20 protein-coding genes are annotated in these 21878 nt (G+C 72.3%); 10 read left to right on the top strand and 10 right to left on the bottom strand.

Going from position 1 to position 21878, the window contains the following annotated elements; all coding sequences use genetic code 11:
* The first annotated feature begins 27 nt into the window (after positions 1-27).
* Positions 28-1608 (top strand): aldehyde dehydrogenase (NADP(+)), encoded by a 1581-nt coding sequence (locus tag IAI59_RS04370; protein WP_207419733.1) that lies wholly within the window; start codon positions 28-30, stop codon positions 1606-1608.
* A 112-nt stretch (positions 1609-1720) separates the two neighbouring features.
* Here IAI59_RS04370 and mntR read toward each other — a convergent pair whose 3' ends face one another.
* Positions 1721-2143, bottom strand: coding sequence for a manganese-binding transcriptional regulator MntR (gene mntR / locus IAI59_RS04365; RefSeq protein WP_207419779.1), 423 nt, complete (start codon positions 2141-2143; stop codon positions 1721-1723).
* Positions 2144-2250: 107 nt separating this feature from the next.
* Between mntR and IAI59_RS04360 the strand changes: the two genes are divergently transcribed.
* Positions 2251-3225, top strand: coding sequence for an NAD(P)-dependent oxidoreductase (locus IAI59_RS04360; protein ID WP_207419734.1), 975 nt, complete (start codon positions 2251-2253; stop codon positions 3223-3225).
* A 227-nt stretch (positions 3226-3452) separates the two neighbouring features.
* Here the strand turns inward: IAI59_RS04360 and IAI59_RS04355 are convergent, their stop codons facing one another.
* Positions 3453-4709: an MFS transporter gene (locus tag IAI59_RS04355; RefSeq protein ID WP_207419735.1), complete on the bottom strand. Its 1257-nt coding sequence runs from the start codon at positions 4707-4709 to the stop codon at positions 3453-3455.
* 173 nt (positions 4710-4882) lie between these two features.
* Between IAI59_RS04355 and IAI59_RS04350 the strand changes: the two genes are divergently transcribed.
* Positions 4883-5920 carry an L-idonate 5-dehydrogenase gene (locus IAI59_RS04350; protein WP_207419736.1) on the top strand — a complete coding sequence of 346 codons (1038 nt, stop codon included), beginning with the start codon at positions 4883-4885 and terminating at the stop codon, positions 5918-5920.
* A gap of 52 nt (positions 5921-5972) precedes the next feature.
* On the opposite strand, the gene IAI59_RS04345 is transcribed toward IAI59_RS04350, so the two are convergent.
* Both IAI59_RS04345 and IAI59_RS04340 read right to left on the bottom strand, forming a co-directional pair.
* Positions 5973-6950: a Bug family tripartite tricarboxylate transporter substrate binding protein gene (locus IAI59_RS04345; protein ID WP_207419737.1), complete on the bottom strand. Its 978-nt coding sequence runs from the start codon at positions 6948-6950 to the stop codon at positions 5973-5975.
* A 33-nt stretch (positions 6951-6983) separates the two neighbouring features.
* Positions 6984-8063, bottom strand: coding sequence for a 4-oxalomesaconate tautomerase (locus IAI59_RS04340; protein ID WP_207419738.1), 1080 nt, complete (start codon positions 8061-8063; stop codon positions 6984-6986).
* A gap of 105 nt (positions 8064-8168) precedes the next feature.
* Between IAI59_RS04340 and IAI59_RS04335 the strand changes: the two genes are divergently transcribed.
* Positions 8169-9062 (top strand): LysR family transcriptional regulator, encoded by an 894-nt coding sequence (locus tag IAI59_RS04335; protein WP_207419739.1) that lies wholly within the window; start codon positions 8169-8171, stop codon positions 9060-9062.
* Here the strand turns inward: IAI59_RS04335 and IAI59_RS04330 are convergent.
* The 4 genes from IAI59_RS04330 to IAI59_RS04315 are packed head-to-tail and all read right to left on the bottom strand — an operon-like array spanning position 9052 to position 13222.
* Positions 9052-9768, bottom strand: a complete 717-nt coding sequence (locus IAI59_RS04330; RefSeq protein ID WP_207419740.1) for a DUF72 domain-containing protein — start codon at positions 9766-9768, stop codon at positions 9052-9054. The genes IAI59_RS04335 and IAI59_RS04330 overlap by 11 nt on opposite strands.
* 32 nt (positions 9769-9800) lie before the next feature.
* On the bottom strand, positions 9801-11006 hold the full coding sequence (gene uxuA / locus IAI59_RS04325) for a mannonate dehydratase (RefSeq protein ID WP_207419741.1): 1206 nt from the start codon (positions 11004-11006) through the stop codon (positions 9801-9803).
* Positions 11007-11033: 27 nt separating this feature from the next.
* A complete protein-coding gene (locus IAI59_RS04320; protein WP_207419742.1) occupies positions 11034-12512 on the bottom strand; it encodes a mannitol dehydrogenase family protein in 1479 nt (492 codons plus the stop codon).
* Positions 12491-13222 carry a GntR family transcriptional regulator gene (locus tag IAI59_RS04315; RefSeq protein WP_207419743.1) on the bottom strand — a complete coding sequence of 244 codons (732 nt, stop codon included), beginning with the start codon at positions 13220-13222 and terminating at the stop codon, positions 12491-12493. Before IAI59_RS04315 ends, IAI59_RS04320 begins: the two co-directional genes overlap by 22 nt.
* 278 nt (positions 13223-13500) lie before the next feature.
* Between IAI59_RS04315 and IAI59_RS04310 the strand changes: the two genes are divergently transcribed.
* A complete protein-coding gene (locus IAI59_RS04310; RefSeq protein ID WP_207419744.1) occupies positions 13501-14331 on the top strand; it encodes a transporter substrate-binding domain-containing protein in 831 nt (276 codons plus the stop codon).
* Between the two features lie 3 nt (positions 14332-14334).
* A complete protein-coding gene (locus tag IAI59_RS04305; RefSeq protein WP_207419745.1) occupies positions 14335-15123 on the top strand; it encodes an alpha/beta fold hydrolase in 789 nt (262 codons plus the stop codon).
* 218 nt (positions 15124-15341) lie between these two features.
* Here IAI59_RS04305 and IAI59_RS04300 read toward each other — a convergent pair whose 3' ends face one another.
* Positions 15342-16127 (bottom strand): phosphatase PAP2 family protein, encoded by a 786-nt coding sequence (locus IAI59_RS04300; protein WP_207419746.1) that lies wholly within the window; start codon positions 16125-16127, stop codon positions 15342-15344.
* 113 nt (positions 16128-16240) lie between these two features.
* Here IAI59_RS04300 and IAI59_RS04295 point away from each other — a divergent pair, with 113 nt between their 5' ends.
* The 4 genes from IAI59_RS04295 to IAI59_RS04280 all read left to right on the top strand — a co-directional run bounded on the left by IAI59_RS04295 (position 16241) and on the right by IAI59_RS04280 (position 21064).
* Positions 16241-17149, top strand: a complete 909-nt coding sequence (locus IAI59_RS04295) for a lipid kinase (RefSeq protein WP_207419747.1) — start codon at positions 16241-16243, stop codon at positions 17147-17149.
* Positions 17150-17218: 69 nt separating this feature from the next.
* A complete protein-coding gene (locus IAI59_RS04290; RefSeq protein ID WP_207419748.1) occupies positions 17219-18889 on the top strand; it encodes an EAL domain-containing protein in 1671 nt (556 codons plus the stop codon).
* Complete coding sequence (locus tag IAI59_RS04285) at positions 18886-19320, top strand: BLUF domain-containing protein (protein WP_207419749.1); 435 nt, start codon at positions 18886-18888, stop codon at positions 19318-19320. Before IAI59_RS04290 ends, IAI59_RS04285 begins: the two co-directional genes overlap by 4 nt.
* Positions 19321-19453: 133 nt before the next feature.
* Positions 19454-21064, top strand: coding sequence for an AMP-binding protein (locus tag IAI59_RS04280; RefSeq protein WP_207419750.1), 1611 nt, complete (start codon positions 19454-19456; stop codon positions 21062-21064).
* Positions 21065-21266: 202 nt separating this feature from the next.
* Here the strand turns inward: IAI59_RS04280 and IAI59_RS04275 are convergent, their stop codons facing one another.
* Positions 21267-21845, bottom strand: a complete 579-nt coding sequence (locus IAI59_RS04275; RefSeq protein WP_207419751.1) for a cytochrome b — start codon at positions 21843-21845, stop codon at positions 21267-21269.
* Between the last annotated feature and the right edge of the window lie 33 nt (positions 21846-21878).

Raw genomic sequence — 21878 nt, 5'->3', positions numbered from 1 at the left:
CACACCGGGCCCGAGGGAGACATGTCCATGACCGTGACCGGCGAGATGCTGATCGGCGCAACCGCGTTGCGGGGCCGCGAGGGCGAGATCCACGCCACCGACCCCGCCACCGGCAGCACGCTCGACCCCGCCTTCGGCGGCGGCGGTGCCGCCGAGGTGGAACGCGCCTGCGCCCTGGCCGAGGCCGCCTTCGAAACCTATCGCCACACCAGCCTGGAAGACCGCGCCGCCTTTCTGGAAGCCTGCGCCCAGGCGATCCTCGACATCGGCGACGAGCTGATCGCCCGTGCCTGCGCCGAAAGCGGCCTGCCCCGCGGCCGCATCGAGGGCGAGCGCGGCCGCACCGTCGGCCAGCTGCGGCTCTTCGCCGGCGTGCTGCGCGACGGCGGCTTTCTGCAGGCGCGCATCGACCCGGCGCAGCCGGACCGCCAGCCTTTGCCGCGTTCCGACCTGCGCCAGCAGCACGTCGCGCTCGGGCCCGTGGCGGTGTTCGGCGCTTCCAACTTTCCGCTGGCCTTTTCCGTGGGCGGCGGCGACACCGCCTCGGCACTGGCCGCCGGCTGCCCGGTGGTGGTCAAGGCGCATTCGGCGCATCCCGGCACGTCCGAGCTGGTGGGCCGCGCCATCCAGTCCGCCGTGGCCAAATGCGGCCTGCCGGAAGGCGTGTTCTCGCTGCTGTTCGGCTCCGGCTCCAAGGTCGGCGGCGCGCTGGTGGCGGACCCGCGCATCCAGGCGGTGGGCTTCACCGGCTCGCGCGCCGGCGGCACGGCGCTGATCAAGATCGCGCAGGGCCGGCCGCAGCCGATCCCGGTTTATGCCGAGATGAGCAGCATCAACCCCGTGTTCCTGCTGCCCGCCGCCCTGGCCAAGCGCGCCGACGCCATGGGCAAGGGCTTTGTCGGCTCGCTGACCATGGGCGCCGGCCAGTTCTGCACCAATCCCGGCCTCGTGCTGGCGGTGGAGGGCGCGGATCTCGACGGCTTCCTGGCATCCGCCGGCACCGCGCTGCGCGCCGCCGGCGCCCAGACCATGCTGACGCCCGGCATCCACGCCGCCTATGTGGAAGGCGTGTCCCGCCTGTCCTCCAATAACCGGGTGCAGACCATCGCCGAGGGCATCGACGGCCCCGGCCCCTTTCAGGGCCGCGCCGCGCTGTTCAGCACCACCGCCGCCCATTTCGCGGAAGACGAGACCCTGCTGGACGAGGTGTTCGGCGCTTCCTCCCTGGTGGTGCGCTGCCCGGACGCCGAGACCATGCTGCGCCTGGCGCATGAGCTGGAAGGCCAGCTGACCGCCACCATCCAGATGGAGCCCGAGGACCTGGAAGCCGCCCGGCAGCTGGTGCCGGTGCTGGAGCGCAAGGTCGGCCGCATCCTGGTCAACGGCTACCCGACGGGCGTCGAGGTCGGGCATGCCATGGTGCATGGCGGCCCTTGGCCCTCCACCTCGGACAGCCGCACCACCTCCGTCGGCAGCCTGGCGATCGACCGTTTTCTGCGGCCGGTCTGCTACCAGGACTTTCCCCAGGCGCTGCTGCCGGAAGCGCTGCGCGACGGCAATCCGCTGGGGCTGGCGCGGCGGGTGGATGGGGTGCTGGGGCAGAAATAAAGGGAAAGGTTGGGGGGGAATGGATTCCCCCAAGGCCCCCATCTTTTTTCTGGTCTATGTGCGCGATCGGCCGTGGCGGCGGTCCGGGGGGATTTCTTTCCCCCGGCCTTGTTCACCGCTTCAGGAACGCCGCGAAAGCTTCCAGCGTGGCGTCGCTGACGTGATGCTCCAGCCCCTCGGCATCGCTTTCCGCCACCTCCGGCGGCACGCCCACCGCCATCAGCAGGTCCACCACCACGCGGTGGCGGGCGCGCACCTTGCAGGCCAGGGCCTGGCCTTCCTCGGTCAGGAACACGCCGCGATACGGGCGGGAATGCGCCAGCCCCAGCGCCTTCAGGCGCGCGATCGCCTTGATGGCGGTGGCGTGCGCCACGCCCATGCGCCGCGCCAGGTCGGTTGGCCGCGCCTCGCCATCCGCGCGCAGCAGGTCGTCGATCAGCTCCACGTAGTCTTCCAGCACGGCCGAGGCCCGGCCGGCGCGCGCGGAAGCATGGCGCGCGGCATGCTGCGCTTCCTCGGAATGCGATTCGGCCATCGGCTGGCCGTCGCCGGGGTCCTGCGTCGGGCTGGTCATGGGCGCGGCAAGATGCCGCAGGGGCCAGGGTGAAGCAACCTTGGCGCGGGTGCCGGGCCTATACCGCCATGAAGGTCTTCCTCAGCCACACCGACGACGCCTTCCCCCGTTATTTCGGCGACCGCGCCCTGGCGGCGCTGCGCCGGCACGCCGAGGTGGTGCGCCACCGGGGCGACGCCGTGCTGTCCGGCGCCGCCCTGGCGGAGGCCGCGGCCGGCTGCCAGGCGATCATCGCCCACCGCGCCACTCCCGGCACCGCCGAGCTCTTCGCCGCCGCGCCCGACCTGCGCGCCTTTCTGCGCTGCGCCGTGGATGTCAGCACGGTGGACATCGCCGCCGCCTCCGCCCAGGGCATCCTGGTCACCCACGCCACCCCCGGCTTCACGGACGCGGTGGCGGAGCTGGCGCTGGGGCAGATGCTGGACCTCGCCCGCGGCATCTCCGACGCCGTGGTGGCGCAGCGCCGGGGCGAGGCCGCGACCCCGCGCCAGGGCCGCCAGCTGCGCGGCGCCGTGCTGGGGCTGGTGGGCTATGGCCGCATCGCCCGACGGCTGGCCGTGCTGGCCGGCGCGCTGGGCATGACCGTGCTGGCCCACGACCCCCACGCCGCCCCCGGCCCCGAGGCCGAGCCCGTTTCGCTGCCCGGGCTGCTGGCGCGCGCGGATTTCGTGGTCCTGCTCGCGCTGTCCACGCCCGGCACGGCGGGCATGATGGACGCGGCGGCCTTTGCCGCCATGCGGCCCGGCGGCTTCTTTCTCAATCTGTCGCGCGGCGAGCTGGTGGACGAGGCGGCGCTGGAAGCGGCGCTGGACGCCCGCCACCTTTCCGGCGCCGCGCTGGATGTCGGCTCCGCCCCGGACCAGATGCCGAGCCCCCGCCTGGCCCGGCGCGCGGACGTGATCGCCACGCCGCATGTGGGCGGGCTGACGGTGGAAGCGACGGAGCACCAGGCGATGGACACGGTGCGGCAGGTGGAAGCCCTGGCGGCCGGGCGGATGCCGGAAGGGGCGCTGAACGCGGAGGCGGCGTTTCGGCTGCGGTGAAGCAAGCCAGAAGGGGTGGCTGAGCCGCCCCGAACCCCGCATCTGGGGCATCAAAGCCTGAGCGATGCGCCGAGGGTTCTACAAAAAAGTAGAGCTGTCCACGCGGAGTTCTCACTCGCCGGGAACCCACGCTCCCGGGGCGGCGAGCAAAAACAAATGTCGGGGCCTGGGGTGGTTCAACCACCCCGACGGCGGCCCAGGGGGCAGCGCCCCCTGGACCGCCCCCCTCAGTGCGCCTCGCGCGGCGCGCGCACGAAGACCAGCACCGCGACCACCCCCAGCACGGCGATGCCGCCCGCCAGGATAAAGGCCGAGGTAAAGGACCCGGTGCCCTGCACGATGAAGCCCGTGACCGCCGGACCGATGATGCCGGCGGTGTTGGCGAGCCCGTGCACGAAGCCGCCGACGCCGCCCACGTAGTGGCTTGGCACCACATCCTGCACGATGGCCCAGTAGATGGCGCCCGTCAGGTACAGCGCGAAGACCGTGATGGCGACCAGGGCGACGGCGCTGGTGGCGGTGGTCATGAAGCCGGCCAGGATGATGGCGACGGCGGCGACGCCAAGGCTCGTGGTCAGCACGATCTTGCGGGAAAACAGGGCGTTGCCGGTGCGGCGGTAGATGAGGTCGGTCAGAAAGCCGCTACACAGCAGGCCGACGCAGCCCAGGATCCAGGGGATCACCGTGACCAGGCTCATGTCATGCAGGCTGAGACCGCGGGCATTGGTCAGGTAGGAAGGGAACCAGGTCAGAAAGAAGAACAGGATGTAGTTGTAGCCGAAGAAGGCGAAGGCGGTGGCCAGCACCACCGGGTTCTTCAGGTAGGTGCCGAGGCCCGCGCCGTCGCTGCCGCGCACCACGGGGGCCGGGCGGTCGCCCGCGATCTCGGCGCGCTCGGCGGGCGTCACGCGCGGGTCGGTTTGGGGGTCGTTGCTGGCCAGAAAGAACCAGAAGACCAGCCACACGAAGCCGATGGCCGCGACCACGAAGAAGGACACGCGCCAGCCGAACTGCACCACGCAGTAGCCGACCAGCGGGCCGGCGATGGCGCCGCCGAGCGGCGTGCCGGCATTGGCCACGCCGATGGCGGAACCCGCCTCGCGGCGCGGAAACCAGTTGCTGACCATCTTGTTGGCGGTGGAGGAGAACGGCCCCTCGCCCACGCCGAAGCCGATGCGGATCAGCAGCATGGACACGAAGCCCGCCGCCATGCCGGTGAAGGCGCAGAAGGCCGACCACACCGCCATGGACAGCGAGAAGATGCGGTGCGGCCCGGCGCGGTCCGCCATGTAGCCGCCGATGAAGTTGAAGATGGCGTAGCCGAAGAAGAAGCTGCTGAAGACCAGCCCCATCTGCGCGGGCGTCAGCCCCAGGTCGGCTGAAACCGCGGGCGCCGCGATGGAAAGCGCGCTGCGGTCCATGTAGTTGATGATGCCTGCCAGAAACAGCAGGAAGATCACCAGTCGCCGTCGTTTGCTGAACATGCCGCCCTGCTCCCCGCCACGGGGCGCGGGGGTGCGGTCGCCGGACGGCAGCCGCCCTCGGGCGGCGGTTCCTTCCAGTGAGCGGCCCGCCGGTGCCCCGGGGTTCCTTTGTTGGAAGCCAAGGTGCATTCTACCATGGTAGCATGTCAATGACTGCGGAGGAGAAACCCACCATGCGCGCCTGTGTCCTGCACGCGGCCCGGGATCTGCGGATCGAGGACCGCCCGGAAGCCCCTCTCGGCCCGCACGACGTGCGCCTGCGCGTGCGCGCCGGCGGCATCTGCGGGTCGGACCTGCATTACTTCTTCCACGGCCGCATCGGCGACTTCGTGATCCGCGAGCCGCTGGTGCCCGGCCATGAGTTCTCCGGCGAAGTGGCCGAAACCGGCGCCGAGGTATCCCGCGTGCGCCCGGGCCAGCGCGTTTGCGTCAACCCCGGGCGCAACTGCGGCCATTGTCCGCGCTGCCGCGAAGGCCGGCCGAACCTTTGCGAGAACGTCTTCTTCATGGGCTCGGCCAGCAAGTTCCCGCACATGCAGGGCGGCTTCGCCGAGCATGCCACCGTGCGCGACACCCAGTGCTTCCCCGTGTCCGACAGCCTGCCCTTCGAGGAGATGGCCTTCGCCGAGCCGTTGTCCGTGGCGCTGCATGCCGCCGCCCGCGCCGGCAACCTGATGGGCCGCCGCGTGCTGGTCACCGGCGCCGGCCCGATCGGCCAGCTGGTCATGCTGGCCGCCCGCCGCGGCGGCGCCGCCTTTCTCGCGATGACGGACATGATGGACGCCCCCCTCGCCGCCGCCCGCCGCATGGGCGCGGACGAGACCTTCAACGTCGGCGCCGGCACCGGCGCGCTGCTCGACGCCGCCGGGGCGATGGGCGGCTATGACGTGGTGTTCGAGGCGTCCGGCGCGTCCGCCGGGCTGAACGCGGCGCTGATGGCGGTGCGGGCGGGCGGCATCGTCGTGCAGGTCGGCTCGCTGCCCGGCGGCGAAACGCCGGTGATGGCCAACCGCATCATGGCGCGCGAGATCGACCTGCGCGGCGCCTTCCGCTTCGGCGACGTGTTCGGCGACGCGGTGACCTGCCTGGAAAAGCGCCTGATCGACATCCGGCCCCTGCTGACCGGCCGCTTTCCGATCGAGCAGGCGAGCGAGGCCTTCGCGGCGGCGCGAGATCGGGAAAAGCACCTGAAGGTGGTGATCGCCTTCTAAGGCCTGCGGCAGGGGGGGGGCGGTCCTGCGCTCCCCCCCGCCCTGGCGGTGCTCAGTCCACCGTGATCCCGGCGTCCTTCACCAGCTTGGCCCAGCGGGCGCGCTCGGTGTTCATGAACTCGCCAAAGGCGGCGCCGCCCATCTTGGACGGCACGGCGCCTTCCTCGCTCAGGCGCTTTTCCACGTCCGGCGTCGTCAGGCTGTCGGAGATGGCGACCTGCAGCCGGTCGCGGATGGCGGCGGGCGTGCCCTTGGGCGTCAGGATGCCGTACCAGGCGGAAGCGTTGTAGCCGGGCAGCGCCGCCTCGGCGACGGTCGGCACCTCCGGCAGGGCCGCGATGCGGCTGTTGCCGGTCACGGCCAGCGCCCGCACCAGATCGCCCGAGATCAGGCCCGCGACAGAGGGCAGCGTCGTGATCATGAAGGGGATGTGGCCGGCCACCACGTCGTTCAGCGCCGGGCCCGCGCCGCGGAACGGCAGGTGCGTCGCCTCGATGCCGGCGGTCTGGAACATCAGCGCCGCCGCCAGGTGGCTGGCCGAGCCGTTGGAAGCCGAGGCATAGCTGAAGTTGCCCTTGGCGGCGCGGGCCTCGTCCAGCAGGGCCTTCAGGTCGGGGGCCTTGCTGCCGGGGCCGACCACGGCCACCAGCGGCGCGTCCGCCACCAGCGCCACCGGCTCCAGCGCCTTCAGCGGGTCCACCCGCATGTTGGGAAACAGCGACTGGTTGACCGTCATCGGCCCCTGATTGCCCATCAGCAGCGTGTAGCCGTCGGGGCGGGCCGAGGCGGCGGCCTCCGTGGCCAGGTTGCCGCCGGCGCCGGGCTTGTTTTCCACCACCACCGGCTGCCCCAGCACCGCCTGCAGGCGGGCGGCCAGCACGCGGGCGACGTTGTCGGTGCCGCCGCCCGGAGCGTAGGCGACCAGCAGGCGCAGGGGCCGCTGCGGCCAGCTGTCCTGCGCGCGGGCGATGGCGGGCAGCGTGGCGAGCGGCGCGGCAGCCAGCATCTGCAGCAGGTGACGACGGTTCATGACGGCATTTCCTCGTTGATTCTTGTCGGAAGGCTATTCGGCGGCGAGCGGCAGCGCCATGCCGGTATCCGCCCGCACCAGCAGATGCCCTTCGAAGATGCGGCGGGCGGTGCGCAGCACGCTGGCCCAGCGCACCGTCTCGCCGTCCAGGGAAAGGCCGATCTCCAGCTGCCCGGCGGGGTGGGCGATGCGCGCATCGCCGGTGCCGCTGGCCAGGGGCGAGGCCACGGTGCCCGGCAGCCGCGCGGCGACGGCCAGCGTGATGCCGCCGGTCACCGCCATGGCGCGGTGCACCACGTGGGGCGTCAGGTAGCGCGCGGTCAGCGTGGCGCCATCCGTGCCCGGGCCGACCAGCGCCGGCTTGGGAATGACGCTGGCGGACACGTCGCCGAGCCCCATGCGGCGGCCGGCTTCCAGGCGCAGCGCCTCGATCCGCGCCAGCAGCGCGAGATCCGCCTCGATGGCCGCCGGCGGCAGGTTGGCATCGGTGCCGAGGCTGGCCGCCGCGATCAGCATCATCGGCATGGCGCCGTCGATCAGCGTGACCTCGGTGCCGTCGATCCACTCGGTCCGCTGCCCGGTGGGGAACAGCGCGCCGGTCTTGCTGCCGGCGACATCGCGGAAGCGCAGCGCGATGGGGGCGGCGGTGCCGGGCACGCCGGGGATGCTGGCATCGCCCTCGTAGGTCACCTGGCCGCCGGGCGTCTGCACCACGGCCTCGACCAGCGCGCCGGTGTTGCGGTTGCGGATGCGCACCAGCGTTTCGGGGTGGGTCGGCGTCACCAGCCCGGCCTCGATGGCGAAGGGGCCGACGCCGGCCAGCATGTTGCCGCAGTTGGGCTTGGTGTCGACCACGCCGGCATCCACCGAGACCTGGGCGAACAGGTATTCCACGTCCACCCCGGCCTCGGCCGAGGGGCCGACAATGGCCACCTTGCTGGTCAGCGTGCTGCCGCCGCCGATGCCGTCGATCTGCAACGGGTGCGGGGAACCCATGGCGGCCAGCAGCACGGCGTCGCGCGCCGCCGGCTCGGCCGGCAGGTGGGCGGCCAGGAAATACGGGCCACGGCTGGTGCCGCCGCGCATCAGCACGCAGGGAATACGGGTTTGCATGGGCGTTTCCAGGGTTCTCGAACCGTTGCGGCCCTTGTGCGCTGGAACCACCCATACATTAAGTGCAAAGATCGGCAGTATTCTTGCGTTTGGCAGAAGACCCACATGGCGATCGACCTTGACCAGCTCCGCGCCTTCGTCGCCGTCGCCGAGGCGCAAAGCCTGACGCGCGCGATGGAGGTGCTGCACCTGTCGCTGCCCGCCATCTCCCGCCGCCTGTCCTCGCTGGAGGAGGAACTGGGCATCGCGCTGCTGACGCGCACCACCCGGCGCGTGACGCTGACGCAGACGGGGCGCGAGTTCCTGCCCCGCGCGCGCCGCCTGCTGGACGAGCTGGAGGAAAGCCTGCTCGGCATCCGCGAAACGGCCGCGCGCAGGCGCGGGCTGGTGACGATCGCCTGCATCCCCACCGCCGCCTACTACTTCCTGCCCGCCACGCTGGCCGATTTCGCCCGCCGCTTTCCGCATGTGCGGGTGCGGGTGATGGACCTTTCGGCCGACGGCGTGACGGATGCGGTGGCCGGCGGCGGCGTCGAGTTCGGCATCGGCATGGAAGGCGCGGTGCACCCGGAGGTGGAGTTCCGCGCGCTGCGCCGCGACCCCTTCGTGCTGGCCTGCCGGCGGGACCACCCGCTGGCGCGCAAGCGCGGGCTGCGCTGGGAGGATCTGGCGGACGAGGTGCTGGTCGGCGTGTCCCGCCGCTCCGGCAACCGGCTGATCCTGGACCGCGCGCTGCTGCCGCGCGGCATCCAGCCCAACTGGCGCTACGAGGCGGAGCACCTGTCCACCAGCCTCGGGCTGGTGGAGGCGGGGCTCGGCGTCGCCGTGGTGCCGCGCCTGGCGCTGCCGCGCGGGCCGCACCCGGTGCTGGTGGCCCGCCCGCTCGGCGAGCCGCGCATCGACCGCGCGACCGGCGTGGTGCTGAAGCGCGGCGCCGAGCCGGGGCCGGCGGCGCGGGCGTTGCTGGACCTGCTGGAGCGGCGGATGGTCAGCGCGTGAGAAACAGCAGCGCCAGCGCATCCGCCCAGGCGGCGCCCTCGGCGGTGTTGTCGAAGATCACCCAGTGCTCGGCGGGGTCGTCACGCAGCAAGGCGGCGAGGCGCTGCAGCCGCTCCGCCGCATAGGGCGAATAATACATCCGCGGCGAGCCATGCAATCGCCAGTAGCGCAGCCCCGGCCAGCCGCCGGGCCGCGCGGCCCCTGGCGCGGGCGGCGGATCGGCCGCGACACGCGGGATGCCGCGCCCGGCCAGCAGCGCGTCGGCGGCGCCGTCGAACCAGCTTGCGTGACGCGGCTCGCAAACCAGCGGGCCGCTGAAACGGGCGCGCAGGAGGTCAAGGAAATCGCCGATCAGCGCGGCATCGAAGCCCAGGCCCGGCGGCAGTTGCAGCAGCAGCGGGCCGAGCTTCGGGCCCAGCAGGGCGACCTCGTCCAGGAAGCGCGCCAAAGGCGCTTCCGCGCCCGCCAGGCGCAGGACGTGGGTGATCTCCTTGGGCAGCTTCACGGCGAAGCGGAACTCCTCCGGCACCGTCGCCGCCCAGCGCGCATAGGTGGCGGGCCGGTGCGGGCGGTAGAAGGAGGAATTGATCTCCACCACCGGCAGCCGCGCGCCGTAGCGGGCGAGGTGGCTGCCGCCGGCGGGGAACGCCGCCGCGTGCTGCGCGGGGATGCTCCAGCCGGCGGTGCCGATGCGGAAGGGGGCCATGGCGGCTTAACGCCGCCGCCAGGCCCGGGGCTTCAGTCCAGGCGGCCGCCGCGGAAGGCTTCCACCGTGCGCATCACGCCGCGCAGCTCCGCCAGCCCCTTCAGCCTGCCGATGCAGGAATAGCCGGGGTTCACCTTCACGCCGTTCTTCACGCTCTCGATGTCGTCCACCAGCAGGTGGCCGTGGTCGGGGCGCATCGGGATCTCGGCATCCGCGCGGCCTTCGGCGCGGCGGCGGTCCTCCTCGGCCATCAGGGCGGCGACGCAGCCGACCATGTCGGTGCTGCCGTCCAGGTGGTCGGCCTCGAAGAAGGAGCCGTCCTCCTCGATCGTCACGTTGCGCAGGTGCGCGAAGTGGATGCGCGGGCCGAACTCGCGGGCCATCGCCACCATGTCGTTGGCGCGGTTGCTGCCGAAGGCGCCGGTGCAATAGGTCAGGCCGCTGGCGGGCTCGGGCACCGCCTCCATCAGCGCGCGGGCGTCGGCGGCGGTGGACATGACGCGCGGCATGCCGAAGATCGGGAAGGACGGGTCGTCGGGGTGGATGCACAGCCGCGCGCCTTCCTCCGCCGCCGTCTCGGACACCTCGCGGACAAAGGCGATCATGTTGGCGCGCAGACCGTCCTCGCCGATGTCCTTGTAAACGTCGAGCAGCTTCTGGAAGCCGGCGCGGTCGTAGACGAACTCGCGCGCCGGCAGCCAGTCGATCATCAGCTTCTCGAGGTTGGACTGGTCGCTTTCCGACATGGCGGCGAAGCGCGCCGCGGCGGCGCGGCGCCGCGCCTCGGGGTGGTCGGCCTCGGCGCCGGGGCGCTTGAGGATGTGCAGGTCGTAGGTGGCGACGTCGGTCCAGTCGAAGCGCAGCGCCAGGCCGCCGGAGGGCAGCTTGTAGTGCAGGTCGGTGCGCGTCCAGTCGGTGATCGCCATGAAGTTGTAGCAGATGGTCTTCACACCGGCGCGGGCCACGGCGCGGATGGAGCCCTTGTACTGCTCGATCAGGTTCTTGAAGTCGCCCGTGCGGGTCTTGAGGTCCTCGTGCACCGCGATGCTTTCGACCACGGACCAGCGCAGCCCGGCATCCTCGATGAGCTTCTTGCGCTTCAGCACCTCGTCCTCGGGCCAGGCGCGGCCCTGGTTCATGTGGTGCAGCGCGGACACCACGCCGGTCGCGCCGGCCTGCTTCACATGCGCCAGCGTCACGCTGTCATCGGGGCCGAACCAGCGCCAGGTCTGTTCCATCTTGTGCGTCTCCTCAGGTGTTGTGGTTCAGGCGAGCGCGGCGCGCAGCGCGGGGCGCACCCCGTCGCGCAGCAGCAGCGCCAGGCTGTCGCGCACGGCGGCGCGGAAGCCCGCATGCGTGGCCAGCGCGGGCTCGAAGATCTCCGGCAGCGCGAACAGCGCGGCGGACAGCGCATCGGCATCCCGCCCGGCGGCGCGGGCCACGTCGGCCAGCCTCGCGCCCATCGGGTCGTCGATCACGTGGCTGCCGCCCGCCTCGTCCCCGCCCAGCAGAAAACCCATCCAGGCGGCGACGGCGACGGCGATGGCGCGCGGCACCGCGCCCTGCGCCAGCCGCTCGGCGGCCGGGCGCAGCAGGCGCTGCGGCAGCTTCTGCGAGCCGTCCATGGCGATCTGCAGCAGCCGGTGCCGGATGGCGGGATTGCGGAAGCGCTCTTCCAGCTCTGCGGTGTAGCCCGGCAGGTCGATGCCCGGCACCGGCGGCAGGGTGGGCAGGATGTCCCGCGTCCAAAGGCGTTGCAGAAAGGCGGCCAGCAGCGGCTCGGCCATCGCCTCGCTCACCGTGGCAATGCCGGCGAGGGCACCGAGATAGGCCAGCGAGGAATGCGCGCCGTTCAGGCAGCGCAGCTTCATCAGCTCAAAGGCCTGCACCTCCGCCACCAGCAGCGCGCCCGCTTCCTCCCAGCGCGGCCGGCCGGCGGCGAAGCGGTCCTCCACCACCCATTGGGAAAACGGCTCGGCCACCACCGGCCAGGCGTCGGCGTAGCCCAGCGCTACGACGGCCTCGCGCTCGGCCTCCGTGGTGGCGGGCACGATGCGGTCCACCATGGTGGCGGGACAGCGGACGTGGTCGGCCATCCAGCCCGCCAGCCCCGGGTCGCGCAGCGCCACGAAGCGCGCCAGCACGCGGGCCAGCGTGCCGCCGTTGTCCGGCAGGTTGTCGCAGGTCATCAGCGTCACCGCGCCGGCGCCGCTGTCGGCCCGTGCGCGAAGCGCCGCGGCCAGCAGGCCCGGCACGCTGCGCGGAAAGCCTTCGCCCGTGAGATCGGCGCGGATGTCGGGGTGCGCCTCGTCCAGCGCGCCGCCCGCGTCGCGGCAATAGGCCTTTTCCGTCACCGTCAGGCCGATGATGCGCGTGGCGGGCGCGGCCATCCGGCGCAGCGCCAGCTCCGGCTGCTCCGGCACCGTCAGCGCTTCCGTCACGCTGCCGACGATGCGCGCCTCGTCGCCGCCCGGCGCGCGGGTCAGCACGGTGTAGAGCCCATCCTGCGGCGCCAGCGCGTTTCGCACCGCGGGCGAGCGAAGGCTGAGCCCGCTGATGGCCCAGTCACGCTCCCCCGCCTCCAGCCGGTCCTCGGTGTAGACGGCCTGGTGCGCGCGGTGAAAGGCGCCGAGGCCGAGATGCACGATGCCGGTCCGCAGCGCCGCGCGGTCATAGCCGGGGCGGCGGACGGCGCCGGGCAATGCCGGCAGCAGCGCCGCGCTCAGGCGGGGGGCGGTGAACATGGCGCGGCCTTTTCGAAATGGTCGGGAAAGCGTTCCGTCAGCTTCGGCAGGGCGGACAGCACCTCGGACAGGTGCGTGCGCATGGCCGCCTCCGCCCCGTCGGCATCGCCGGCGGCGATGGCATCCACGATGGCGCGGTGCTGCGCCACCAGCAGCGCCGCGGGCGTCGCGTCGGGAATGCTGAGGTAGCGCACGCGGTCCATCTGCAGCTTGACGTCGCCCAGCGCCGCCCAGGCGCCGGGCCGGCCCATGGCGGCGGCGAAGGCGGCGTGCAGCGCGTCGTCCAGCCGCAGAAAGCCGGCGTGGTCCTCGGCGACCAGGGCGGCCTGCTGCGCGTCGATCAGCCGGTGCATGGCGTCGGTGGCGCCGGGCGGGGCGCGTTTCGCGGCTTCGCGCACCACCGCGCGCTCCACCGCGTCGCGCACAAAGCGCCCGCCTTCCACCGCCTGGCGCGAGATGCGCGTGACCAGCGTGCCCCGCTGCGGCAGGATGCGCACCAGCCCGCCTTCCGACAGGCGGATCAGCGCCTCGCGCACTGGCTGGCGGCTGACGCCGAGCAGGCTGGCGACCTCGCTTTCCGGCAGGGCCTGCCCGGGCGACAGGCGGTTGGTGATGATGTGCTCGCGCAGCAGCAGCGCGATGGCGAGCCCGACGGGGCCATTCTGTTCCCCGGCGTCGAGCGGCGCCAGGATGTCCTGCAAGGGGGTCATGGGCTTGGGCTCCCGGGCAGCTGGCGGGTGGTTCCGGCCTGTTGGGATACTACCATACCGCTGATGACCGGCCCTGCCAAGCGTGGGGCGTCTCGCTCAGCGATGAGGCACTCAGGCCGTTCTGTTATCAGAAATCGTGGGCAACAAGAGGCTGCCGTTATGCCTTGCCTGAAACTTGGTCGTTTTCTGCCGGCAGCAGTGACCGGCAGGCGTAGCGGCGGGGCAAGCTGTTGCGCCACGCTTGCTTGGTCCGTCACCGCCAGCCCAGGACCACCGCCATGACACCCCGCTGCTTCCTCGCCGCCGGCCTGCTTTGCTGTCTCGCCGCCCTGCCCGCCGCCGCGCAAACCGGGTCCCCGCCGTTGCCGCCCGAGATCGCGGCCCGCAAGACGCTGACCATCGCGCTGTTTGCCGCCTTTCCGCCGATGGCCTACAAGGTGCCCGAAACCAACACGCTCACCGGTGTCGACGTCGACCTCGCCACCGACATCGCGCGCCGCCTCGGCCTCGGCCTCGCCTGGCAGGATACCTCCTATGAATCCGCGGTGAACTCGCTGGCGACCGGCCGCGTCGACCTCGCCTTCAGCATGCTGGACGCGCCGGAAGCCGCCGACCGGCTGGACTACCTGCCCTACCTGACCACCGGCATGCAGCCCTATACGCTGAGCAGCCACGCCCCCATCGCCACGCCGCTGGACCTGTGCGGCCTGAAGGTCAGCGCCAATCGCCGCAACCGCTTTGACGCCGCCATGCGCCGCTGGAGCACCGAGCACTGCCTGCCCGCCGGCCGCCCCGCGATCGAGGTGCAGGAAGCCGACGGCACCCCCGCCGCCCGGCTGCAGCTGCGCCAGGGCCGCGTGGACGCCACCGTGCAAAGCAGCGAATCCGTGCCCTACACCATGAGCCAGGAGCCCGGCGTCTACGCCATGATCGGCGCGCCGCTGACAGAGCAGCTCATCGTCATCTCCTTTCCGAAATCCGCCACCGTGCTGCGCCAGGCGGTGACCCAGGCGCTGCAGGCGGCGGTGGCCGACGGCAGCTACGCCACCGCGCTGGCGAAGTTCGGGCTGGAGCGGAACTCCGCCGCCGCGCTGATCCAGGCGCGCTGACGCATGCCCGCCGCACCCCTGGACTGGGGCGACCTGCACTACCAGGAGGCCGGTGCCGGGCCGCCGCTGCTGCTGGTGTCCGGCCTCAACGGGCTGGCGCAGCCCTGGCAGGCGGTGGTGCCGGCCCTCGCGCGGCGGTTCCGCGTCATCACCCACGACCATCGCGGCCTCGGCGGCAGCAGCCGCTGGGACGGCGCCTTCTCGGTCGACCAGATCGCCCGGGACGTGCTGGGGCTGATGGACCACCTGGGCCTGGAGCGTGCCCACGTCGTCGGCCATTCGCTGGGCGGCGCCGTGGCGCAGGCGCTGGCGGCCGATCATCCGGCCCGCGTGGACCGGCTGGTGCTTTACGCGAGTTGGGCCGGGCCCGACGCCTATTTCGCCCGCGTCATGACCATGCGGCGGCAGATGCTACTGGGCCTTGGCGTCGAGGAATTCCTGCGCACCGGCCCCATCGGCATTTACCCGCCGCGCTGGATCGTGCAACACGACGCCGCCCTGGCCGCCGGCCTGCCCGCCGCCATCGCCGCCTTTCCGGGCACGGAAACCATGGTCGCCCGGATGGAAGCCTGCCTGCGGCACGACCGGCGCAACAGCCTGGGCCGCATCGCCGCCCCCACCCTGGTGCTGGGCGTCGCGGACGACATGAGCACGCCGCTGGAATGCTCGGAGGAACTGGCGGGCGCCATCCCGGAGGCGGCGCTGCGGGTGCTGCCCTATGGCGGGCACAACGCGCATGTGGTGGTGCCGGGGGAGGTGGCGGAGGCGCTGCTGGAGTTTCTCGACGGTTGAGGGGGCCAGAAGGGGCTCTGCCCCTTCTGGACTTCCCCGCTGGGGGGACAGTGTCCCCCCAGACCCCGCCATGGGGAAGCATGCGGGCTTTCCGGCCGAGGCGGACGTCTGATTGCAGCGGGTCCTTTTTGTAAAAATTCACCCACGCTCGACCCTCTGTCCCCGGGGGCATCGACCCTCGGGGTGGGGCGCGAAGGTGGATGGCGGGGGTGGCGCTGTCACCCCGGCGGGGGTCCAGGGGGCGGCACCCCCTGGCCTGCCCCCGCCCGGTCCGCCCGCCGCTGCATCCACAGCACCCCGCCCCGCACCACCAGCCAGCAGGCCATCGCCCAGGCCGCGCCCAGGCACCAGCCCGCCAGCACGTCCGTCGGCCAGTGCACGCCGAGGTAGATGCGGCTCGCCCCCACCAGCAGCGTCAGGCCAATGGCGGTGGCCAGGATGTAGGTCTTGTACCGCCGGGCGGGCGCGACGCCCGCCAGCAGCGCCCCCAGCGTCAGGTAGCAGACCGCGGACAGCATGGCGTGGCCGCTGGGAAAGCTGGCGGTGTGCACTTCCACCAGATGGGCCACCAGGTCCGGCCGCGGCCGGGCGAAGCCGAACTTCAGCAGGCTGTTCAACGCCATGCCGCCGGCAAAGGACACGACCAGCATGCCGGCGGACAGGTGCTTGCGCACCAGCATCAGGTAGCCGAAGGCCAGCACCCCCATCAGCCCCAGCACCGCGTGGCTGCCGAGCGAGGTGTAGTCCCGCATCATGATCTCCAGCCACAGCGGCCCGATCGGGTCGGCGCGGTCGGCCGGGTTGCGCAGCGCCAGCAGGATGGCCTGGTCGAAGCCGTGCGTCTCGCCTTCCGCCACCTCGTCCATGATGCGCGCAAAGGCGAACAGGCCGCCGGCGCAGACGCAGACCGCCGCCAGCACCACGAACTGCGACCAGTTGAATTCCCGCCAGCGGCGGTGGCCGGCCGGCGCCAGCTCCCGCAACCGCGCGCCAATGGATGCCATGACCCTGTCTCCCGCCCGATCCGTTTCTAGCGCAAGAGCCACGCCCGTGGTTGCCGCATCGGGTTGCCGCATCCCCGGGGGCTTTGGCGCGTTGCCGCGTGGCCGCCGGAGACATGCCCCTGCCCACCGCCCCCGCCCAAAGGTTCCTGCTGCTGGCCAACCCCCGCGCGCGCAACGGCACCGCCGCGCTGGCCCCGGCCATCGAGATCCTGCGCGCCAGCGGCGCCGAGGTGGTGGAGCATGCCGGCCCGCCCGGCCAGATGCCGGCCGACGCCATTCTGTCGCGCGCGGCCGAGCGCTTCTCGGCCGTGGTGCTGGGCGGCGGCGACGGCACGCTGAACGCCGCGGCACCCGCCCTGCTGCGCACCGGCCTGCCCTTCGGCATCCTGCCGCTCGGCACCGCCAACGACCTAGCGCGCAGCCTGGGCATCGGGCCGGACCTGGCGGCGGCGGCGCGGGTGATCGCGGCCGGGCATACGCGGCGGATCGACCTCGGCACCGTCAATGGCATTCCGTTCTTCAACGTCGCCAGCATCGGCTTCAGCGCCGAGCTGGCGCAGGAGCTGACGGCCGAGGCCAAGCGGCGCTGGGGCCGGCTGGGATACGCCATCGCCGCCTTCCGCCTGCTGCGGCGCCTGCGGCCCTTCACCGCCTGGATCACGCAGGAGGGGCGGGTGCGCAAGATCCGCAGCATCCAGCTCTCGGTCGGCAACGGCCGTCACTATGGCGGCGGCATGACGGTGGCCGACCATGCCTCGCCGGATGACGGCAAGCTCGACGTCTACAGCCTGGAGGTGGACCACTGGTGGCGGCTGCTGGCGCTGCTGCCGGCGCTGCGACGCGGCACGCACCGGCACTGGAAGGACGTGCGCGCCTTTCCCGCCCAGTCCTGCGCGGTGGCGACCAAGCGGCCCATGCCGGTGAACACCGATGGCGAGCTGACCACCATGACGCCGGCGATGTTCCGGCTGTTGCCAGGCTGCGTCAGCGTGTTCGCGCCCGCCGGGCCGGATGCCGGCTGAGCCCGGCATCCACGGAATCTTCACCATTGCCGGCCGAGAATGGCGTCCAGCATTCCGACAGGCAGCACGATGCACCCCCGCGACAACGACCCGCCGCCACCCCACCGGCCCGGCTTGGCCGACGCGCTGGACGGGCTGGGCGCCGGGGTGCTGGTGCTGGACGGCGGCGGGCGGGTCGCGCTCGCCAACCCGCAGGCGGTGGCGTTCTTCGCGCCGATCCAGCCGGTCGGGCTCGACCTGCGCAGCTTGTTCGGCCTGAGCGGGGCTTCCGGCGGCAGCGCCGTCGCCGCGGCGGCCGGCGCGGGCACGCCCGGGGCGCCAAGCCGCCTGGGCCTGCCGGGCGGGCAGGTGCTGGACAGCCGCTGCCAGCCGCTGCCCTGCGGCGGCGCCGTGATCACCCTGTTCGATGTCACCGGCTACGTACACGACGCGGAGCTGGCGGCGCGCGACCCGCTCACCGGGCTGACCAACCGCCGCGGCCTGCAGGCGGAGTTGTCCCGCCAGCTCGGCCCCGGCATGGCGGGCGCGGTGCCGCTGTCCGTCATCAGCCTGGACCTCGACCGCTTCAAGGAAGTGAACGACACGCTGGGCCACGCGGTGGGGGACGCGCTGCTGGTGAAGGTGGCCGAGCGGCTGCGCAACGCCACGCGCGGCACCGACCTGGTGGCGCGGCTGGGCGGCGACGAGTTCGTGGTGCTGCAGTCCCGCCCCGGCCAGCCCGGGGCGGCCGAGGCGCTGGCCACCCGGCTGGTGGACCTGCTGGGCCGCACCTACGTGGTGCTCGGCCATGCCGTCAACATCGGCGCCAGCATCGGCATCGCGCGCGCGCCGGACGACGCGGCGGAGCCGGACATCCTGCTGCAGCGCGCCGACATGGCCCTGTACCGCGCCAAGGCCGAGGGGCGCGGCACCTTCCGGTTCTTTCAGGACAGCATGGACGTCGCCATGCAGGCGCGCCGGCAGCTGGAGATCGACCTGCGGCGGGCGGTCGCGCTCAAGCAGTTCGACCTCGCCTACCAGCCGCAGGTGGACCTGCCGTCCAGCCGGTTGCTGGGGTTCGAGGCGCTGCTGCGCTGGCGCGACCCGGTGCGGGGCCCCGTGTCCCCGGCCGAGTTCATTCCGCTGGCGGAGGAGATCGGCCTGATCGCGCCGATCGGCGAATGGGTGCTGCGGACGGCCTGCCTGCAGGCGGCGGGCTGGCCGGCGCCACTGTCCATCGCGGTGAACATCTCCCCGGTGCAGTTCCGCGGCAATCGGCTGGTGGCCGTGGTCGGCGCGGCGCTCGCGGCGTCCGGGCTGGAGCCGTCGCGGCTGGAGCTGGAGATCACGGAAGGCGCGTTGATGGACAGCAGCGCCCCGGTGCTGGAAGCGCTGCACGCGCTGCGCGGCATGGGCGTGCGCATCTCGATGGACGATTTCGGCACCGGCTATTCCTCGCTCAGCTACCTGCGCAAGTTTCCCTTCGACAAGATCAAGATCGACCAGTCCTTTGTGCGCGGCGCCGATGCCGATGCCGAGGCGGGCGCCATCATCCGCGCCGTCGCGGCACTGGGCGCCAGCCTGGGCATGCGCACGGTGGCGGAGGGGGTGGAAACGCCGCAGCAGCTGTCGCGCATCCAGGGCGCGGGCTGCGATGCCGTGCAGGGCTACCTCACCGGCCGGCCGATGCCCGCGGCAGACGCGGGGGCCCTGGCCCGGCAGGCGTCCCACCCCCTCGAACCCGCAGAAAGCATCGCATGAGCCACCCGGTCCACCGCCTCGTCTACTACAGCCGCAACCACGTGCGGGGGTCGCTGGACGACGCGCTGCGCGACATCCTGGCCGCCAGCCGGCGCAACAACGCCCATGCCGGCGTGTCCGGCGCGCTGATGTTCAACGCCGGCTGCTTCGCCCAGGTGCTGGAAGGCCCCCGCGCCGCCGTGGAGCACACCTTCGAGCGCATCCAGCAGGACGAGCGGCATGGCGACGTGTCCCTGCTCGGCTTCGGCGCGGTGGAGGGCCGGGCCTTTGAGACATGGTCCATGGCCTTTGTGGGCGGTGACCGGGCGGATGCCGGGCGCTTCGGCGGCATCGCGCGGGACAGCGGCTTTGATCCGTCCCGCATGGCCGGCGACGCATTGTTCGCCACCCTGCACCGTCTGGTGCTGGAGGAGGAGGCGGCCGGCCTTTGAACCGGCGCCGCGGCCTGGAGGGCTGGCGCACCGGCGCGCAGGCGTGACACAGTTTCCCTAAAGCGCGCCGCCCCGCGGCGGGACCACAAGGGAGAACGACAAGCATGCCGCATCCTGACCAAGGGCAGCGCTGATGGCCGCCCGGGACTTCGACGCCTTGCCCCGCATGCCGGCCAACCACGTGCCGCTGACCCCCACCCTGTTCACCGAGCGCAGCGCGGCGGCCTTTCCGGACCGCGTGGCGGTGATCCACGGCGCGCAGCGCTTCACCTGGCGCGAGCACCGGGACCGCTGCGTGCGGCTGGCCTCGGCGCTGGCCCGGCGCGGCATCGGGCGGGGGGACACGGTGGCGGTGCTGCTGCCCAACACGCCGGCCATGGTGGAATGCCACACCGGCGTGCCGATGTCGGGCGCGGTGCTCGGCGCCATCAACACGCGGCTGGATGCCGAGACCATCGCCTACATCCTCGACCACGGCGAAGCCAAGCTGGTGATCGTGGACCGCGAGCTGGCGCCGCTGCTGGGCGCGGCCCTCGCGCTTTGCACCGTCAGGCCGCCGGTGATCGAGGTGGACGACCCCGAGGCGCCCTTCCCCCACACGCTGGGCGGCGAGGACTACGAGGCGCTGCTGGCGTCCGGCGACGCCGACTTCGCCTGGCCGCTGCCGGCGGACGAGTGGGACGCCATCGCGCTGAACTACACTTCCGGCACCACCGGGCGGCCCAAGGGCGTGGTGTACCACCACCGCGGCGCGCATCTCTCGGCGATCGGCGACATCCTGGCCTGCCAGATGGCCGGCCCGCCGACCTACCTGTGGACGCTGCCGATGTTCCATTGCAACGGCTGGTGCTTTCCCTGGGTGGTGGCCGCGCTGTCGGGCACGCATGTCTGCCTGCGGGCGGTGCGCGGCCCCGCCATGTGGGAAGCCATCGCCGCCCACCGCGTGACCCACATGTGCGGCGCGCCCATCGTGCTCGCCACCCTGCTGGACATGCCAGGCCGCCCGGCGCTGGCCGCCCCGCTGCGCTTCATGGTGGCCGGCGCCCCGCCGCCCGAGGCGGTGCTGGCCAAGGCGGCCGAGGCCGGCGTGCAGGTGGTGCACATCTACGGGCTGACCGAATGCTACGGCCCCGCCGTGGTCAATGAATGGAAGCCCGAGGACGACGCCCTGGACGGCCCCGCCCGCGCCGCGCTGATGGCCCGCCAGGGCCAGCGCTACGTGACGCTGGAAGCACTGGACGTGTTCGGCCCCGGCGACACCCCCGTGCCAGCCGACGGCACCACGATGGGCGAGGTGGTGATGCGCGGCAACATGGTCGCCAAGGGCTACCTGAAGGACCTGCCCGCCACCGCCAAGGCCTTTTCCGGCGGCTGGTTCCGCACCGGCGACCTGGGCGTGAAGCACCCGGACGGCTCCATGCAGGTGCGCGACCGCGCCAAGGACATCATCATCTCGGGCGGCGAGAACATCAGCTCCATCGAGGTGGAGGACGCGCTGTACCGCCACCCCGCCGTGGCGGTGGCCGCCGTGATCGCGGTGCCGGACGACAAGTGGGGCGAGGTGCCCTGCGCATTCGTGGAACTGCGCCCCGACGCGGACGCCACGGAGGCCGAGCTGCTGGACTTCGTGCGCGGCCGCCTGGCGCGGTTCAAGGTGCCCAAGCGCGTGGTCTTCGGGGAAGTGCCCAAGACCTCCACCGGCAAGCTGCAGAAGGCCAAGCTGCGGGAAGCGGCACGGGGCTGATGGGTGGCGCCGCCAGGGGGCGCCGCCCCCTGGACCCCCGCTGGGGTGGTTGAACCACCCCAGGCCCCGGCATCAGAAAGAATGCAGGGCTGATGGCCGCGGCGTGGTGCCGGCACGAACCTTGATAAAAATATCTCCGCTTTCCGCAGCGCGGCGCTGCGGAGCAGGAAGCGCCAAACCGATGGCGGGGCCTGGGGGGATCCTATCCCCCCAGCGGGGGTCCAGGGGGCAGCGCCCCCTGGCCGCGCGTGCCCTGGATGCGCTGTTCCGGCAGCATGCGGTCCAGCAGCCCGTCCCGCCGCACCGCGACGTGCCAGACCGTGGCCGCCACGTGCAGGATGATCAGCGTATAAACCGCGAACTGCCCCCACACATGGATGGTGTTCGCCGCCACGCCCAGGGCGTCGTTCCGGGCGAAGCCCGGCAGCGTGACAACCCGGAAGAACGGCACGCCCTGGCCGTTGCCGGCCATCAGGTAGCCGGTCACGGGCATGACCAGCAGCACGGCGTAAAGCAATGCGTGGTTCACGCTGGCGAAGGCGTTCTGCACGCGGCTGACGCCGGGGTGGTGTGGCGGCGCGGCATGGCGCCAGCGCCAGGTCAGGCGCAGCAGCACCAGCAGGAAGACCGAGATGCCCATGGATTCGTGCAGCAGGTACCAGAAGGTCCGCACCTCGCCGGGCGGGAAATTCTCCGCCACCCAGACAAAGGGCAGCAGAAAGCACAGTGCCGCGGCGGTGATCCAGTGCAGGGCCTGTGCCAAGCCGTTGTAGCGCTGCATGCCGCCTCTCCTTCCCGGGGAAGCCATTATGTG

Source organism: Roseomonas haemaphysalidis, assembly GCF_017355405.1.
In the GTDB taxonomy this organism is placed as follows: Bacteria; Pseudomonadota; Alphaproteobacteria; order Acetobacterales; family Acetobacteraceae; genus Pseudoroseomonas; species Pseudoroseomonas haemaphysalidis.
The sequence above is the reverse complement of the archived record's forward strand: the minus strand, read 5'-3'. Positions and strand labels throughout refer to the sequence as shown.